At 59.1% G+C, this 16,310-nt stretch carries 14 protein-coding genes; 11 read left to right on the forward strand and 3 right to left on the reverse strand.

Going from position 1 to position 16,310, the window contains the following annotated elements:
- Positions 1 to 84 precede the first annotated feature (84 nt).
- From EAH74_RS14150 to lldD, 3 genes are all read left to right on the forward strand, one after another.
- Positions 85 to 1,731: a GMC family oxidoreductase gene (locus EAH74_RS14150; RefSeq protein ID WP_140679291.1), complete on the forward strand. Its 1,647-nt coding sequence runs from the start codon at positions 85 to 87 to the stop codon at positions 1,729 to 1,731.
- Positions 1,732 to 1,925: 194 nt separating this feature from the next.
- Complete coding sequence (locus EAH74_RS14155; RefSeq protein WP_140679293.1) at positions 1,926 to 3,548, forward strand: MFS transporter; 1,623 nt, start codon at positions 1,926 to 1,928, stop codon at positions 3,546 to 3,548.
- Positions 3,549 to 3,649: 101 nt separating this feature from the next.
- Complete coding sequence (gene lldD / locus EAH74_RS14160; RefSeq protein WP_140679294.1) at positions 3,650 to 4,792, forward strand: FMN-dependent L-lactate dehydrogenase LldD; 1,143 nt, start codon at positions 3,650 to 3,652, stop codon at positions 4,790 to 4,792.
- A gap of 401 nt (positions 4,793 to 5,193) precedes the next feature.
- Here the strand turns inward: lldD and EAH74_RS14165 are convergent, their stop codons facing one another.
- On the reverse strand, positions 5,194 to 6,210 hold the full coding sequence (locus tag EAH74_RS14165) for an IS110 family transposase (RefSeq protein WP_140679296.1): 1,017 nt from the start codon (positions 6,208 to 6,210) through the stop codon (positions 5,194 to 5,196).
- Between the two features lie 741 nt (positions 6,211 to 6,951).
- A complete protein-coding gene (locus EAH74_RS14175; protein WP_123368272.1) occupies positions 6,952 to 7,320 on the reverse strand; it encodes a DUF427 domain-containing protein in 369 nt (122 codons plus the stop codon).
- 232 nt (positions 7,321 to 7,552) lie between these two features.
- On the opposite strand from EAH74_RS14175, the gene EAH74_RS33335 reads away from it, so the two are divergent.
- The 7 genes from EAH74_RS33335 to EAH74_RS14215 all read left to right on the forward strand — a co-directional run bounded on the left by EAH74_RS33335 (position 7,553) and on the right by EAH74_RS14215 (position 14,674).
- Positions 7,553 to 7,708 carry a hypothetical protein gene (locus EAH74_RS33335; RefSeq protein ID WP_240050507.1) on the forward strand — a complete coding sequence of 52 codons (156 nt, stop codon included), beginning with the start codon at positions 7,553 to 7,555 and terminating at the stop codon, positions 7,706 to 7,708.
- A gap of 129 nt (positions 7,709 to 7,837) precedes the next feature.
- A complete protein-coding gene (locus tag EAH74_RS14185) occupies positions 7,838 to 10,069 on the forward strand; it encodes a C1 family peptidase (RefSeq protein WP_140679299.1) in 2,232 nt (743 codons plus the stop codon).
- A gap of 118 nt (positions 10,070 to 10,187) precedes the next feature.
- A complete protein-coding gene (locus EAH74_RS14190; RefSeq protein ID WP_140679301.1) occupies positions 10,188 to 12,137 on the forward strand; it encodes a DNA topoisomerase III in 1,950 nt (649 codons plus the stop codon).
- A gap of 78 nt (positions 12,138 to 12,215) precedes the next feature.
- Complete coding sequence (locus EAH74_RS14195; protein WP_140679303.1) at positions 12,216 to 12,845, forward strand: glutathione S-transferase family protein; 630 nt, start codon at positions 12,216 to 12,218, stop codon at positions 12,843 to 12,845.
- A gap of 48 nt (positions 12,846 to 12,893) precedes the next feature.
- Positions 12,894 to 13,397 (forward strand): GNAT family N-acetyltransferase, encoded by a 504-nt coding sequence (locus EAH74_RS14200; RefSeq protein ID WP_140679305.1) that lies wholly within the window; start codon positions 12,894 to 12,896, stop codon positions 13,395 to 13,397.
- Between the two features lie 520 nt (positions 13,398 to 13,917).
- The gene (locus EAH74_RS14210; protein ID WP_008151464.1) at positions 13,918 to 14,247 is read left to right on the forward strand and encodes a hypothetical protein; all 330 of its coding nucleotides are present in this window, start codon (positions 13,918 to 13,920) and stop codon (positions 14,245 to 14,247) included.
- A gap of 124 nt (positions 14,248 to 14,371) precedes the next feature.
- On the forward strand, positions 14,372 to 14,674 hold the full coding sequence (locus tag EAH74_RS14215; RefSeq protein ID WP_008151467.1) for a hypothetical protein: 303 nt from the start codon (positions 14,372 to 14,374) through the stop codon (positions 14,672 to 14,674).
- Here the strand turns inward: EAH74_RS14215 and cynR are convergent.
- The gene (cynR, locus tag EAH74_RS14220) at positions 14,660 to 15,565 is read right to left on the reverse strand and encodes a transcriptional regulator CynR (protein WP_140679308.1); all 906 of its coding nucleotides are present in this window, start codon (positions 15,563 to 15,565) and stop codon (positions 14,660 to 14,662) included. The two genes, EAH74_RS14215 and cynR, sit on opposite strands and share 15 nt — an antisense overlap.
- Before the next feature lie 123 nt (positions 15,566 to 15,688).
- Here cynR and cynS point away from each other — a divergent pair, with 123 nt between their 5' ends.
- Entirely contained in the window at positions 15,689 to 16,156 is a 468-nt protein-coding gene (cynS, locus tag EAH74_RS14225) for a cyanase (protein WP_008151471.1), read from the forward strand.
- Positions 16,157 to 16,310 lie beyond the last annotated feature (154 nt).

The following is a 16,310-nucleotide window of genomic DNA, read 5'->3' on the forward strand; positions in this document are numbered from 1 at the left end:
GTGGCTGCGCAAAAACTAACATTCTTTTGACGAAAGCTAACAACTAGGATGACCGACAACAAGAACAACAACATGAGGTCACGGATGCAGACTTCCCTGGATGAATACGACTACATCGTGGTCGGGGCCGGGCCGGCCGGTTGTTTGCTGGCCAATCGGTTGTCGGCCAACCCGCAACATCGCGTGCTGCTGCTCGAAGCTGGCGGCCGCGACAACTATGCGTGGATTCACATCCCCGTGGGTTACCTGTTCTGCATCGGCAACCCGCGCACCGACTGGTGCTTCAAGACCGAAGCGCAACCCGGCCTGCAAGGTCGCGCCCTGAGTTATCCGCGTGGCAAAGTGCTCGGTGGCTGTTCCTCGATCAACGGCATGATCTACATGCGCGGCCAGGCCGGCGACTACGACGGCTGGGCGGCTCAGGGCAATCCCGGCTGGAGCTGGCAAGACGTGCTGCCGTTGTTCAAAAAGAGCGAAAACCATTTTGCTGGCGACTCGGCGTTTCACGGCGCCGCCGGTGAATGGCGAATCGAACGTCAGCGACTGTCGTGGCCGATTCTCGATGCTTTCCAAAGGGCCGCCGAGCAAAGCGGCATCGCCAGCATCGATGACTTCAACCAGGGCGACAATGAAGGCTGCGGCTACTTCCAGGTCAACCAGAAAGCCGGTATTCGCTGGAACGCGGCCAAGGCGTTTCTCAAACCGATCCGCAACCGCCCCAATCTCACCGTACTGACCGATGTCGAAGTGGATCGCGTGCTGCTGGATAACGGCCGTGCGTCGGCGGTCAGTGCGCGTTGGCAGGGTGAGACGAAAACCTTCAAGGCACGCAAGGAAATCGTGCTGTGCGCCGGTTCCGTCGGCTCACCGAGCATCCTGCAACGTTCCGGGATCGGCCCTCGCCCGCTGCTACAACGATTGGGGATCGGCGTTGCTCATGAGCTGCCCGGCGTGGGTGGCAATCTGCAGGATCACCTGCAACTGCGCCTGATCTACAAACTGGAAAACACCCGCACCCTTAACCAGATCGCCGGCAGCCTGTGGGGCAAGATGGGCATGGGCCTGCGTTACCTGTATGACCGCAGCGGCCCGCTGTCCATGGCGCCGAGCCAGCTCGGGGCCTTCGCCCGTTCGGGACCGGAGCAAACATCGGCGAATCTCGAGTACCACGTTCAACCGCTGTCGCTGGAGCGTTTCGGCGAGCCGTTGCATGCGTTCCCCGCCTTCACGGCGTCGGTGTGCGATCTGCGCCCGCAAAGCCGTGGTCGCATCGAGATCCGCTCCACCGATCCGCAGGAAGCGCCGCTGATCCAGCCCAATTACTTGAGCCATCCGGAGGACTTGCGGGTGGCAGCAGACGCCATTCGCCTGACCCGCCGCATCGTCGCCGCCCCGGCCCTGCAAGCGTTCAAACCGGTCGAGTACTTGCCCGGAGATAGCTTGCAGAGCGACGAAGAATTGCACGAAGCCGCCGCGCGTATCGGCACAACGATTTTCCATCCTGTCGGCACCTGCCGCATGGGCAACGACGCGGACGCCGTGGTCGATGCCGAACTGCGCGTCCATGGCATCCCCGGCCTGCGCATCGCCGACGCCTCGATCATGCCGCGCATCACCTCGGGCAACACCTGTTCGCCTACGCTGATGATTGCCGAAAAAGCCGCACAACTGATCCTCAACCCCAACTCAAGGAGCATCGCCGCGCAGAAGGAACTGACCAGCAACGCCTGAATCACACCGGTAGGAGCTGGCGCAGCCTGCGATCTTTTGGCGTCTTTGAAGGCGCTGAAAGATCAAAAGATCGCAGGCTGCGCCAGCTCCTACAGAGAGCCAGTGCACCCGATACATCGACAGTAGCGGCGCCAGCCCATAAGGCCGGCGTCGACAGTGGAACAAAAAAAACAATCACTGTGAGGGATACCGATATGTCAGAACATGTTCAGCCCCTGGAAGCCGTGCGCAGCGCGGGCACCAGCCAGGAAACCCAGAAAGTCATCTTCGCCTCGTCGCTCGGGACGGTCTTCGAGTGGTACGACTTTTTCCTCTATGGCGCCCTCGCGGCGGTAATCAGCAAACAATTTTTCGCCGGGGTCAACGACACCACGGCGTTCATCTTTGCGCTGATGGCCTTCGCTGCCGGCTTCATCGTGCGGCCGTTCGGCGCTTTGGTGTTCGGCCGGTTGGGGGACATGATCGGACGTAAATACACCTTCCTTGCAACCATCATCCTCATGGGCCTGGCGACTTTCTGCGTCGGGTTGCTACCGACCTACGCGAGCATCGGCATCGCCGCGCCGATCATTCTTGTGGTGCTGCGCATGCTTCAGGGCCTGGCCTTGGGCGGTGAATACGGCGGCGCTGCCACTTACGTGGCCGAACACGCACCGACGGGAAAACGCGGCTTCCACACCAGCTGGATTCAGTCCACCGCAACCCTCGGCTTGCTGCTGTCGCTGCTGGTGGTGCTCGGTTGCCGCTACTTCACCGGTGACCAGTTCGAAGTCTGGGGCTGGCGGATTCCGTTTCTGTTTTCGATCATTCTGCTGGGCATCTCGACCTGGATTCGCATGAGCCTGCACGAGTCGCCAGCGTTCGTGAAAATGAAAGAGGAAGGCAAGCTCTGCAAGTCGCCGCTGCGCGATTCCTTCGGCAAATGGGAAAACCTGAAAGTCGTCCTGATCGCCCTGTTCAGCATCAACGCCGGGCAAGCCGTGACTTTCTACGCGGCGCAATTCTACGTGCTGTTCTTCCTCACCCAGTTCCTGAAAATGGACCCGGCGCTGGCCAACAGCCTGCTGATCGTCAGTGTGATCATCGGCGCCCCGTTCTTCATTTTCTTCGGCTGGCTGTCGGATAAAGTCGGGCGCAAACCGGTGCTGATGATCGGCCTGCTGCTGGCGACTGCACTGTACTTCCCGATCTTCAAGTCCATCGCCCACTACGCCAACCCGGCCATTGACCAGGCCAGCCGTCAGGCACCGATCACCGTGCTGGCGGACCCGGCCACCTGCACCTTCCAGTTCGACCCGGTGGGCAAGGCGAAATTTGACAGCCCTTGCGACAAGGTCAAAACCTTCCTGGTGAAACAGGGCCTTCCTTACAGCAGCGAAGCTGCACCGGCCGGCAGTGCCGTGCAGGTGAGTGTCGGGGAAGTGAAACTCGATGGTTACGATGAGGCGGCCTTGCGTGGCGCCGTGACCCTCGCGGGGTATCCGTCAAAAGCCGACACCCAGTTGATCAACAAACCGATGATCGTGGCGCTGATCGTCGCGCTGATCATCATTTCCGCCATGTGCTACGGCCCGCTGGCAGCGCTGATGGTCGAACTGTTCCCGACCCGCATCCGCTACACCTCGATGTCCCTGCCGTACCACATCGGTAATGGCTGGTTCGGCGGTTTCCTGCCAACGGTGTCGTTTGCCTTGGTGGTGTACACCGGGGACATCTTCTACGGACTGTGGTACCCGGTGGTGATTACCGGCGTGAGCCTGGTCGTCGGGCTGATCTGTTTACGTGAAACCAAGAACGTGGACCTGGATACCAACTGATAGCACGTGCAAAAAAACGCCCCGCAATGCGGGGCGTTTTCGTTAATCTGACTCTACGCTCGACGCAACCATCGCCCCGCCACTCACCAGACCGAGGCACCATGATCATTTCATCCGCATCCGACTATCGCGAGGCAGCACGTCGCAAACTCCCGCGTTTTTTGTTTGATTACATTGATGGCGGGGCTTATGCAGAGCATACCCTGAGGGCCAATAGCGCTGATTTGACTGGCATCAGCCTGCGTCAGCGCATTCTGAAAAACGTCGAAACCTTGAGTCTTGAAACCACCCTCTTCGACCAACCGCTTTCAATGCCCATCATCTTGGCCCCAGTCGGCCTGACGGGCATGTTCGCCCGTCGTGGTGAGGTGCAGGCGGTTAAAGCGGCGGAAAATAAAGGCATCCCGCTTTGCCTATCAACAGTTTCGGTGTGCTCGATCGAGGAAGTCTCGGCACAAAGCCAGCAATCCATCTGGTTTCAGCTGTATGTGTTGAAGGACAGAGGTTTCATGAAGAATGCACTGGAACGGGCGAAGGCCGCCGGTGTGAAAAACCTGGTGTTTACCGTGGACATGCCCACGCCCGGCGCCCGATACCGGGACGCACACTCGGGCATGTCAGGTCCTTTTGCATCATCGCGACGAATGCTTCAGGCCATGACCAAACCCGACTGGGCATTCAACGTCGGCGTCATGGGGCGACCACACGACCTGGGCAATATCTCGAAGTACCTGGGCAAAGCCGTCACCCTCGAGGACTACATGGGCTGGTTGGCCAATAACTTCGACCCTTCGATCAGCTGGAGCGATCTGGAGTGGATTCGTGAGTTCTGGAAAGGCCCGATGATCATCAAAGGCATTCTCGATCCTCAGGATGCCAGAGACGCGGTCAGCTTTGGCGCGGATGGCATTGTCGTGTCGAACCACGGAGGGAGACAGCTGGACGGCGTGCTCTCCACCACCCGGGCATTGCCGCCCATCATGCAAGCCATCGGTAATGATTTGACGGTACTGGTCGACTCGGGAATCCGCTCGGGGCTTGACGTTGTACGGATGTTGGCACTGGGCGCAAAAGGCGTATTACTGGGGCGTTCCATGGCCTATGCACTGGCCGCCGATGGTCAACGCGGGGTGGAGAATATGCTGGATATCTTCGCCAAGGAAATGCGCGTCGCCATGACCTTGACCGGGGTGACCTCGATTAGTCAGATTGATGAATCCACGCTGGTGGATGCTGTTCGATGAGCTGAATGCAACTGTAGCCACTGTAAGAAAACGCCTCGCCAATGCGGTAATGCTGTTCACTTAAGGTCGGGGGACATATCCGTTTCTGCGGTAACGGCCACTTATGGTTTCGCTCTTACAGCGACTCACTTTTCCAAACGCCGAAAAGTAAGCAAATGTATGGTCAGCCCATCTTCTGCCACCCAGCACTGATGAACGGTAAATCGAGCTTGCGCTAATGTATTCGGGCTCAGTGTGAGCACGGATAGCGCTCGGCCCTTGATGAGTAGTCGCTCCTGCCTGTCCTTTAAAAAGGCTTCAGCCTCCAAAGCTCTTTTGCTTCTCAGGTTTTCAGCCAGGATGTCTACCGTTTATCGTCATCAGCTACTGACGTCGCAAAAGCCGGTGGTGAAGCGTACGGATCAAGCCAAAAACTGTGAGTTGTAGGTGCCGCCCTTGGTTAATAACACCCAGATGATTCTGGCCATTTTGTTCGCCAGGGCACAGGCCACTTTGTTCAGAGGCTTGCGGGCGAGCAAGTTTTTGGCCCACCTACCGAGGGCGTCGGTTCGGTGATCGACTCGGTACAAAACGGTGTGAGCGCCCTGTACAAGCAGGCTTCTTAGGTATTTATCGCCCCGTTTGCTGATGCCGAGGAGGACAGTTTCGCCACCTGTTGAATACTGTCGCGGCACCAACCCCAACGATGCGGCGAAGTCGCGGGACGATTTGAAAACCGAAGCGTCGCCGACATCGGCCACCAGAGCGCTAGCGATGAGGGGGCCGATGCCGGGGATGCTTTGCAGGCGTTGACCGGCGTCGTTTTGGACGAGGCTTTGCTTGATCTCGACATCAAGTTTTTTGATCTCGCCAGTCAGCTGCCGAATATCTTCAAGCATGCGCTCAATGGCGTTTATCAAACGGATGGGAAGTTCGCGGCTTTGCATCAGGCCCGAGACCCGATCAAGGGCGGCGTATCCGGCGGGAAAGATGACGCCGAACTCCAGGAGAAATCCATGCACTTGATTGATGACGGCGGTGCGTCGACTTACCAAGGACTTGCGCAGTCGGTGCTCAGTGCACAACACCTGCTGTTCTACGGTTTTGACTTGGACCGAACGGGTTCTAGGGCGCGAGGCCGCTTCACAAATGGCCTCGGCATCAATGAAGTCGTTTTTGTTGCCGGTAACATAGGCCTTCACATGTTGCGGCGCGATCAACTGCACTTGATGGCCTTGCTCCTTGATTTTCCGGGCAAGCCACTGAGAACCGCCGCAGGACTCCATGGCAATTTTGCAGGTCGAAATCTGCGCCAAATAAGGGAGCAATTGGTTGCGGTTGAGCTTTTTACGCAGCACCTGATGGCCCCTGGCGTCCTGTCCATGCAGGTGGAAAGTGTTCTTGCCGATGTCGATGCCTAGAAGCGTCATGGTAGTCATGAGAGATCCTCCTTCGGTAAAAAGAGCACCCCGGCAAGTTTAGACTCGCCGAGGTTCTCGCCGGGCTGACTATCTTATTAAGGCTTTGCCCCTCCATTCGGTGCCTCGCCCAGGCTCGGCATGCCCTCACTCCGGCATTGCTCCGGGGGCCCGCCGCCATCGGCCATCCATGGCCGGGGGCGGCTACCGCGGCATCCTTGCCGCGGTGCCCCCTGCGCAACGCCTGCGTTCGGCCTCTGGGAAAGGGGCAAGCAGATCAAAAGCCAAAGCAACGGCAACGGCAACGGCAAGATCAACAGCTTCGCGAGCAAGCCCGCTCCCACATAAAGCAGATCGGCATACAGCTTTTGCTTCTCACCACTCAACAGGCCGAGCGTTAGCTCGCCTGCAGCTTTTGATCTTGATCCACCGCCCTCTCGAGAGGCCGAGTGGAGGTTCTGCGCAGTGGGCAACCCGGCATGGATGCCGGGTTAGCCGCCCCCGGCCATGGATGGCCGATGGCGGCGGGCCCACGGAGCAGGACCGGAGCGAGGGTATGCCGAGCCTAGGCGAGGCACCGAACGAAAAGGGCAAGAGCGTTTGGTTACTTTGCGCGTTTCAAAGTGACTCGCTGTAAAAGCGAAACCGATAGCCGCCGTGACCGCAAAAACGGATATGTACACAATCAACAAAAGACAGGTCGGCCGCCTCGCTCCTGATCCACCGCCCTCTCACTACGCATGTGTGCCTGGAAAGCTCCCCTCACTCAACGTCTTTGAGAATTTCAAAGGTCACTTGATCGGGATAAAACGCCATGTAGCTGCGAATCTGCTCTACCGACACTTTGGGGTCTTCATAGCTCCACACCGCGTTAGCGCCCTCATGTCCCGGGATTTGCAGACTGAAATAGCTGGCATCGCCCTTGTAGGGGCAATAACTCGTGTGATCGGTGCGGGCAAAGTACTTTTCATCGATATCCTCCCGCGGTACGTAATACACCGGAGGATAGTTGGCCTCGAGCAACACCAGCGCCCGTGCGGACGCGGCCACTTGAATACCGTGAAACTTTACAAGCAGGCAGCCCGGCTGCTCTGCAATGGTGATGACAGGACTAGGACCGGTGCTTTTCATGAAATACGTTCCTCATGATGCTGATGGGCTGCGCTGCAGCCCCAAAACCTGAGACCACGACTTTCAGGTATAACCCAGATTTTGCACTCACGACGGCTTCGCAGCCGAACGGGAGAGAGCCCCCTCGCCAGCCGGAGCGTTCTACTTCATCGAGAACGGTGAGGCGTCGTTCGCCGATATTGGCGCGGCCCTCTCTGAACGCATGGAGCTGGGGCCGGTCCGGTCGTGGTCGGTGGAAGAAGCCGAACAACACTGGGACCCGATGCACGTGCATTACACCTTCGGCACCAACAGCCGGGTGATCGCCAAACGCGCACGGGCGGAACTGGGCTGGGTGCCGCGTCACGGTTCGATTCTGGACTGGTTCAAGAACCAGATGCCGCTTTAAGCGGGGCAAACACTCGAAGTCGGTGAAACATCGTCTACGATCAATAAGACCGTTGACCTCCCTACTGCCCAGACAGGCAGTCGTGGCATGGCGTGGGGATTTGAGTCTCAGAAACCTGAGGGTCTCACCATGCCCGCCACACAGTTTTCCCTCGGCCAGAAAATCATCACCCTCGACGCCCGTCCGGATCGTCTCGACCTGCGCGATCACATTTTTACCCCGCGGGTCCAGTCACTGCCGCCCTCCTGGCCCGCCGACAAAGACATTGCCTCCGAACTCTCGGGCTACCTGGACAAAAACATGGTGCTCTACCAGGGCAACGAAGGCGCGTGCACCGGGTTCGGGCTGGCGGCGGTGGTCAACTTTCTGTTGTGGCGGCGAGACAGGGCCTCCACCAAAACGAGTCCGCGCCAGCTTTATCATCTGGCCAAACTCTATGATGAATGGCCTGGCGAAGATTACGTGGGTTCCAGTTGTCGCGGCGCGTTGAAGGGTTGGCACAAACACGGCGTCTGCGCGCAGGAACTTTGGCCCTATACCGTCAAGCCAGACGGATCGGTTCCGGCCTTTGAAGCACCGGCGGAGAATTGGGCGATGGATGCCATGACGCGACCGCTGGGGGTTTACTACCGTGTCGAGAAGGACGATGTCACCGCCATGATGGCGGCGCTGTATGAAGCGGGCGCGCTTTTCGTCTCTGCCAATGTGCATCAGGGCTGGGCACTGATGCGACCCAAAGGCAAAAAACAGCCGGCGGTGGAATTCCAGAGCATCTCTCAGTTGCCCGTCATCAAATGGCCGGCAGCCAGTGAGGGCGGTCACGCCTTTGCCTTGATCGGGTACACCAGTCAGGGGTTCATCGTGCAGAATTCCTGGTCAACCGCTTGGGGATTTTCCGGCTTCGCCATCCTGACGTTCGAAGACTGGCTGGCCAATGGCACCGACGCCTGGACCGTGGCCCTCGGGGTTCCGATCGAACGCGGCGCGTTATCGCAAAACGCACGTCCTTCAGGCGCAAGGACTGGCGCTCAATCACCGTTTCGTAGCGCGCTGTCCAGTTCCAGCGCCAAGCGCGAAGGGTTTTCCCTGTTCACGGCCAGCACCAGCGAGCCCGATCGCAAAGGGCCGCCGCTGTTGACCAAGGATCAGGCTTACGGCCTGACCATCGTGATGGAAAACAACGGCAGCATCGGCCCTCGTCTCACCGACGTGGAAAACGTCCGGGCGGGCGTCAAGCGCATCGTCTACGAGGCGCCTCGCGCCTGGTACGACAAGCTGCCGGCGGCCAACAAGCCCGCCGTGCTGCGCATCGCCGTCATTGCCCACGGCGGGCTCAATTCCGAGCAGGATTCGATCAATCGCATTTGTGCGATGGCGCCCTACTTCCTTGAAAACGGTGTCTATCCGCTGTTTGTCACTTGGCGCACCGGGGCCCTCGAGACGCTGGCGGATATCGTCCAGGACACCCTTCCCGGACTATTTCCCGAAGCCGGCAGCATCAGCGATGCATTGAAGGCGATCAAGGACAAAGCCGTGGAAGGCTTCGATCGCACGCTGGAACTGGCGACCAAAAAACCCGGCGGCGACCAGTGGAGCCAGATGAAACAGAACGCCGAAGCCGCCGCAGTCGCCGGTTTTACCCCGCGTGGGCTAGTGGAAATGGCGGAGAACCTGAAAAACCTGGTCGCCGACTTGGGCAAGAAGAACGTCGAGCTGCATCTGATCGGCCATTCCGCAGGCTCCCTGATCAATGGCCACTTGATTCAACTGCTGTGGGCCAGGGGTTTGCCCACCGAAACCTCGACGCTGATGGCCCCGGCCTGCACCCTCGATTTCGCCAACCAGACCTACCGCAAAGTCATCGAAGGTGGAGGCCTCAAGCGCAAGGACTTCCACATCCACCTCATGTCCGACAGTCGTGAACAGGATGACAACGTCATCGGCGTGTACCACAAATCCCTGCTGTACCTCGTTTCCCGTGCCTACGAAGAACTGCAACGCATGCCGCTGCTGGGCATGGCCAAAAGCCTGGACAAGCAGTGCCAGGACTTCAGCAATCCCGATCTGTCGGAGTGGAACATTGCCGCCAAAAACATGACCGAACAGTGGAACCAGTTTTACTTCGGGAAAACCATTCCGACCGGGTTTGCCGCAACGGGTCGCGGGCTTCCCGAAGTGTTCGCGCAAACCCTGCACATCTTCAACGATCCGAAAATGAACTATGGCGCGGGGACCAAAAAGGACACCTCCCACGGAGGCTTCGACAATGATGTGAACGTGATTACCGCCGCGTTGCTGACCATTCTCAGGCGAGAGCCCGGCGCGAAGCTGGACCAACCGGTGGTTAACCTGAACTACTGAGGAGCCTGCGCAATGAATCGCAACGCACCGACTGTACATCCATACAGATAAAGATTGCCCCATCGCTCATCAGCCGCCATTCTGTCCGCCTCTCGACAGTTGATGAGCGATGGTGGTTATGCGGCTGTACCTCTGTGAAAAACCTTCCCAGGCCAAAGACATTGCGGCCGTCCTCGGCGCCAGGCGTCGTGGCGACGGCTGCTGGCTGGGAACGGACGTCACGGTGACCTGGTGCATCGGCCATCTGCTGGAAACCGCGCCGCCCGACGCCTATGACGCGCGTTACAAGCGCTGGGTGCTGGCGGATCTGCCGATCATTCCAGAGAAGTGGAAGATGACCGTCAAACCGCGTACTGCCAGCCAGTACAAAGCGGTCAAACGGCTGCTCGGCGAGGCCAGCGAACTGGTGATCGCCACCGACGCCGACCGTGAGGGCGAGATGATCGCCCGGGAACTGGTGGAGCATTGCCGCTATCGCGGGCCGATCCAGCGGTTATGGCTGTCGGCGCTGGACGATGCGTCGATCCGCAAGGCGCTGGCAACCCTGAAGCCGGGGGCCGAGACCTTTAGCCTTTACCATTCGGCACTCGGGCGCTCGCGGGCCGACTGGCTGATCGGGATGAACATGAGTCGGCTGTTCACGCTGCTGGGGCGTCAGTCCGGTTATCAGGGCGTATTGCCGGTCGGTCGGGTGCAAACGCCGACCTTGCGCCTGGTGGTGGATCGCGACCGCAGCATCGCCGATTTCGTGCCGGTCGCCTATTGGGCCATCGATGTGCAACTGCTGCACGACGGCACCGCATTCACCGCCCAGTGGCGTGCGGCCTCCGAGGTTTGCGACGACCAGGATCGCTGCCTGAATCAGGCGTTGGCGCAAAAGGCAGCGGCGGCGATTGGCAGCGCGGCGAGTGCCCGGGTGATCAAACTGCGCACCGAGCGGATGCACGAAGTGGCACCCCTGCCCTTCGATCTGGGCACCTTGCAGGAAGTCTGCTCGAAGAAGCTCGGGCTCGGCGCCCAGGAAACTCTCGACATCGCCCAGGCCCTGTACGAAACCCACAAGGTCATCACCTATCCACGCAGCGACTGCGGTTATCTGCCCGTGAGTCAGCACAGCGAAGCACCGGGCATACTTGCCGCGCTGAGGCAGGCTGATCCGGCGCTGAACGCCTTGAACGATTTCCTGGAGCCTCAGCGCCGCTCACGGGCCTGGAACGACGCCAAGGTCAGCGCTCACCACGGCATCATCCCCACCGCGGCGGCGAAAAACCTCGAGCGGCTGGCAGGCAAGCAGCGGGCGGTCTATACCCTGATCCGCGCGCGTTACCTGGCGCAGTTTCTGCCCAACCATGAATACGACCGGACTCAGGCCGACTTCGACTGCGCCGGTGAAGCCTTGCGTGCCGTCGGCAAGCAGATCGTCGAGCCCGGCTGGAAACGCGCCCTGCCCGAAGCCCTCGCCCCGGCCAAGGGCCGCGAAGCACCGGCGCCGCAAACGCTGCCGGCATTAGCCGAAGGACGTGACTGCGCAGTGGCCGACGTGAAGCTAAAGGACCTCTGGACGCAACCGCCCAAACCGTTCACCGAAGGCGATCTGATCAAGGCGATGAAGAACGTCGCCAAACTGGTGGAAGATCCCCTGCTCAAGCAGAAACTCAAGGACACCACCGGCATCGGCACTGAAGCGACCCGCGCCTCGATCATCCAGGGCCTGCTCGACCGTGGTTATCTGATCAAGAACGGCAAGGCCCTGGCCGCCACCCCGGCCGCGTTCAGCCTGATCGATGCCGTGCCGCGTGCCATCGCCGACCCCGGGACCACAGCAATCTGGGAGCAGGCGCTGGACATGGTGCAGAGCGGCGAGATGAGCCTGGAAGAATTCGTCACCAAACAGGCCGCGTGGATGAGCAAACAGGTCGCCCGTTGCGCCGGCCTGAGCCTGACCATCAGCGGACCGGCAAGCCCCGCCGGGCGCGGTGCCACGCCCTGGAAAAACAAACGCAAGCCCACCAAACGCAAGCCCTCGACGGACACCAAACGCGCAGCAAAACCGGCGAGCAAGGCTTGAGGGCACTTCGAACGAACCAAAAGGGTCTAGTGTTCTTCAAGCCCAGTGACAGCCCCATTTTCTGATAAGGCATCGACCATGATTATCGTGCATCACCTGAACAACTCCCGTTCCCAGCGGATTCTCTGGTTGCTGGAAGAATTGGCTATCCCTTACGAGCTGAAATGCTATCAGCGCGACCCGAAGACCAACCTGGCACCGCCGGAATTGAAAGCGATCAATGCCCTGGGTAAATCACCGGTCATTGAAGACGGCGCGCAGAAGCTGATCGAGTCCTCGGCGATCATCGACTACCTGATTCGCCGCCATGGCGACGGTCGCCTGCAACCCGATCCGTCCACCCCTGCCTATGACGAATACGTGCAGTGGCTGCATTTCGCCGAAGGTTCAGCAATGTTGCCGCTGATGTTGAACCTGTACGTGGGACGCCTCGGGGAAGCCGGCGCGCCGTTGCATCCACGGATCAATTCGGAGGTGGCCAACTACCTGGCCTACCTCGACACGGCTCTGAGCCAGTCCGATTACCTGCTGGGCGATGAGTTCAGCGCCGCCGACATCCAGATGAGTTTTATCGGCGAGATCGCCAGAGCCCAGGGCAAGCTCGGCAACTATCCTCATGTAGCGGCCTGGATTGAACGCTTTCAGGCTCGTCCGGCCTATCAAGCCGCACTGAAAAAAGGTGGGAAATACGATTTCGCCCCCCACTGAGTGATCACGCCTGGGCCAGGGATGGCCTGCACCTCAGGAGCTATCAACATGCCCTTGATCGAACTGCACGCCGCCCAGCGCGACGAGCTGGAAACGATTGAAAACCTGATGCAGTTCTACATGTATGACTTCAGCGAGTGGCTGCCGCTGAAGCTCGGTGAGCATGGCTTCTTCAACGCTCAGCCCAAACCGGGTTACTGGCGCAACCCCGCAACCAGGCCGTTTCTGATCAAGGTCGACGGAGAATTGGCCGGCTTCGTGACGGTGGATGACGAAACCCATCTTCACGGCGCCGAGTACAACATCGGCTACTTCTTTGTCAGTCGACGCTTTCGTGGCCAAGGCGTCGCGAAGTTTGTCGTTTCCACCTTCTTGAGCCGGTTCCCCGGTCAATGGCAAATTTTCCACCTCGACGCGAATCAGCCTGCGCAGCGGTTCTGGACCCGGGTCTTGTCCGATCTCACCCATGGCGAGTTCACCCTGCATCAGCTGCCGGTAGACGGTTATCCCTGCACCGTTTACCGATTCCAGACATCGTTGCCATCGTCCTGACTGGCGCTTTCCCATTCCGCTTTTTAATTCCAAACGACTTTGTCCGACAATATGTAGTGACCAAAAATAATCACTACAAAACCGTTGACGCCTCCGATTTGCCCTTGCATGATGCAGACGTCTCCCCGATCGGGAGTACAGGCAACACGTTTGAGCAAGCTCGTCTGACCGCCGAGCTGTTTTTCCCGGATACACGCTGCCCACAAGGCAGATTGAAGAAGCTGACCTGGCCTGAACGTCCAGTACAAGGACGAGAAGCGCTGGCGATCAATCCTCATGAAGCTTGTGGCCGACCCTGAAAACGTCGGCAGTGGCCAGAAGGTTTTCGCCGCTTCTCCTCGTTGTGACGCTATTGCGTAGCAGTTATTCAACACGACTACATGCAGCAGACGCGGGCCCCCGTCAATTTGGCGGCTGACCGCTGACGTCCTGGTTTCGGTGCCAGGGATCAACTAACCGATGGGCTACCTGTATTAGCGAATCAACTTTGAAAGATCACCAAATGGTCAAGGGGCTTACTATGAATCTGAACAATCAACCCACTATCGATGAACTGGCTCATCTGTTCGCTGCGCAAAAAGACAGCCATGACAGCCATATTCTGTGGATCAGCAAGTCGGGCCAGGTGCATATCGACTGCCTGTCGCCTCACGCCCATGAAGCGGAGTTCGACAAGAACAACCAGAACCTGCTCGCCCGACTGAAGATGTACCGTCGCGGCCAAGGCTATGTCGGCAAGAAAGCCGCGGCTGACAAGGACTTCATCGGTCATGTTCTGCAAACGCTGAAACAGGCATGGGCCTCGATGCAGAACCAGAACGAAGTTCGGGTGATTGACCGGTTCTACTGATACCTCCACACCCCATCCATAAAAAGGCCCCGCTCGTTACATCGAGCGGGGCCTTTTTGTTTGTCTCGTGCGCTCCAAACAACGCTATCGTTAACCGTGTGCACTGGATCATTGGAGGATTGTGATGAACATACAACTGACAGGCTTGCTGTTACTCGTAATGGCCAGTGCTGCCCATGCAAACAGCATCACCGGCGTTCCGCTGTTCGATGCGGACTGCCCCGGCAAAATCATCGTCCACGCGGATCAGGACGGACCGGTGCTGATCAACAGCAAGGAAGCCGAGACCAAAGCCATCGACGATCGCCGATTCGAAGCCAAGGGTTCGGGCGTCGTGATCTCGATCCTCCTCTCCGATGACGACTCGGTCACGGTGTCCTCTACTGGCAAGGCGCCCAATGGGGTGTGCCAATTAGTAGAAGACTGATGCCGTCGACTCACCTGCAGCCGCACCCAACACCCGTTCCATAAAAGCCACCGACGCTGCGCTGTGATAGTTGTTTTTGCGTCGGAGCAGCGCGGCTCCTCGTTTGGGCGCATCCCCTAATAACGGGATTTTGCGCAACGCCCGGTCCTCGGTGGCGATGGGTTCCGGAAGGATGGTGGCGATGGCGGTGTGCCGAATGACTTCCAGCAAGGTGCTCACCGAGTTGACCTCGATTACCACCTTCGGCGTGATCTGCTCCTGGGCAAAGTACTCATCAATGCGGGTGCGGGTAACGAAGTCCGGAGCCAGTAGCGCAAATTCCAGTTGCGCGACCTCTTGCGCGGACAACGCGACCTGGCTTTCGTATAACGGGTGATCGCGCCCCACCATGACACCCAAGGTCTCTGTAAATGCCGGGATCGACTCGATGTCGGCATTTCTGACCTGGGTAAACGCGATGGCGATGTCCAGTGAGTCATCCACCAGCCCGGCCTCGATGTCATCCATCGACAACTCGAAAATCTGTAGATGGATGTTCGGATACCGCGCCACGTAATCGCGCACCAGCGGCCCCACCAGGTACGCCATGAACGTTGGGGTCATGGCCAGCCGCAGGGTGCCGCGGGACAAGTCCTTTACGTCATGCAGCGCACGTTTGCCTGCCTCCAGTTCCACCAGCACCCGACGAGCACATTCGATGTAGGCCTCGCCCGCATCGGTCGGTTTGACCGTGCGCGAGGTTCGGTCGAACAGGCTCACGCCCAGGGTTTCTTCCAGTTGCCGGATCTGCTGGGACAGGGTCGGCTGCGAGACGTGAAGCGCCTCGGCGGCGCGGGTGAAACCGCCGTGATCGGCGACCGCCAGCAAATAACGCAGGTGTCGGAGCAGCATTGCAATTCCCATCTATAGGCTGTGCTTATGCACTGCATTGTATATCGATCTTGGACGCTATGGATCGATCAGCAGAAGATTGCTGCACACCCAAGCAACCTCACTCCCGACAGGAGAAACACCATGCAACAGTCCCACGCTTACAACGACCCAAGCCTGGCCCTGACCACGTCGATCCTCGATGCGAAAGCGCGCAAAAACCTGTCCTGGCAGGACCTGACCGACGGCACCGGCCTTGGTCTGGCCTACGTCACTGCCGCCCTGCTCGGTCAGCACCCGCTGCCGGAAAGCGCCGCCAAAGTGATTGGCGAAAAACTGGACCTGGACGCCGACTCCGTGGCCCGCCTGCAGATCATCCCGCTGCGCGGCAGCCTCTCGGGTGTCCCGACCGACCCGACCATCTACCGCTTCTACGAAATGATCCAGATTTACGGCACCACCTTGAAAGCCCTGGTTCATGAGCAATTCGGCGACGGCATCATCAGTGCGATCAACTTCAAGCTCGACATGAAGAAAGTCGAAGACCCGGAAGGCGGCTCCCGCGCAGTGATCACACTCGACGGCAAGTTCCTGCCACTGCGTCCTTTCTAAACGGATGACAGACGAGTCGAATTTCCAACTGTGACACGCGATCCCCTGTAGCAGCTGCCGAGCTCGCGAGGCTGCGTTCGGCTGCGCAGCAGTCGCCTGGATCTGGCGAGGACTACGGTCGAGCGCGACCCCGGCTCTAACGCAGCCTCGCAGG

The sequence above is a fragment of the Pseudomonas mandelii genome, assembly GCF_006438925.1.
In the GTDB taxonomy this organism is placed as follows: Bacteria; Pseudomonadota; Gammaproteobacteria; order Pseudomonadales; family Pseudomonadaceae; genus Aquipseudomonas; species Aquipseudomonas mandelii_C.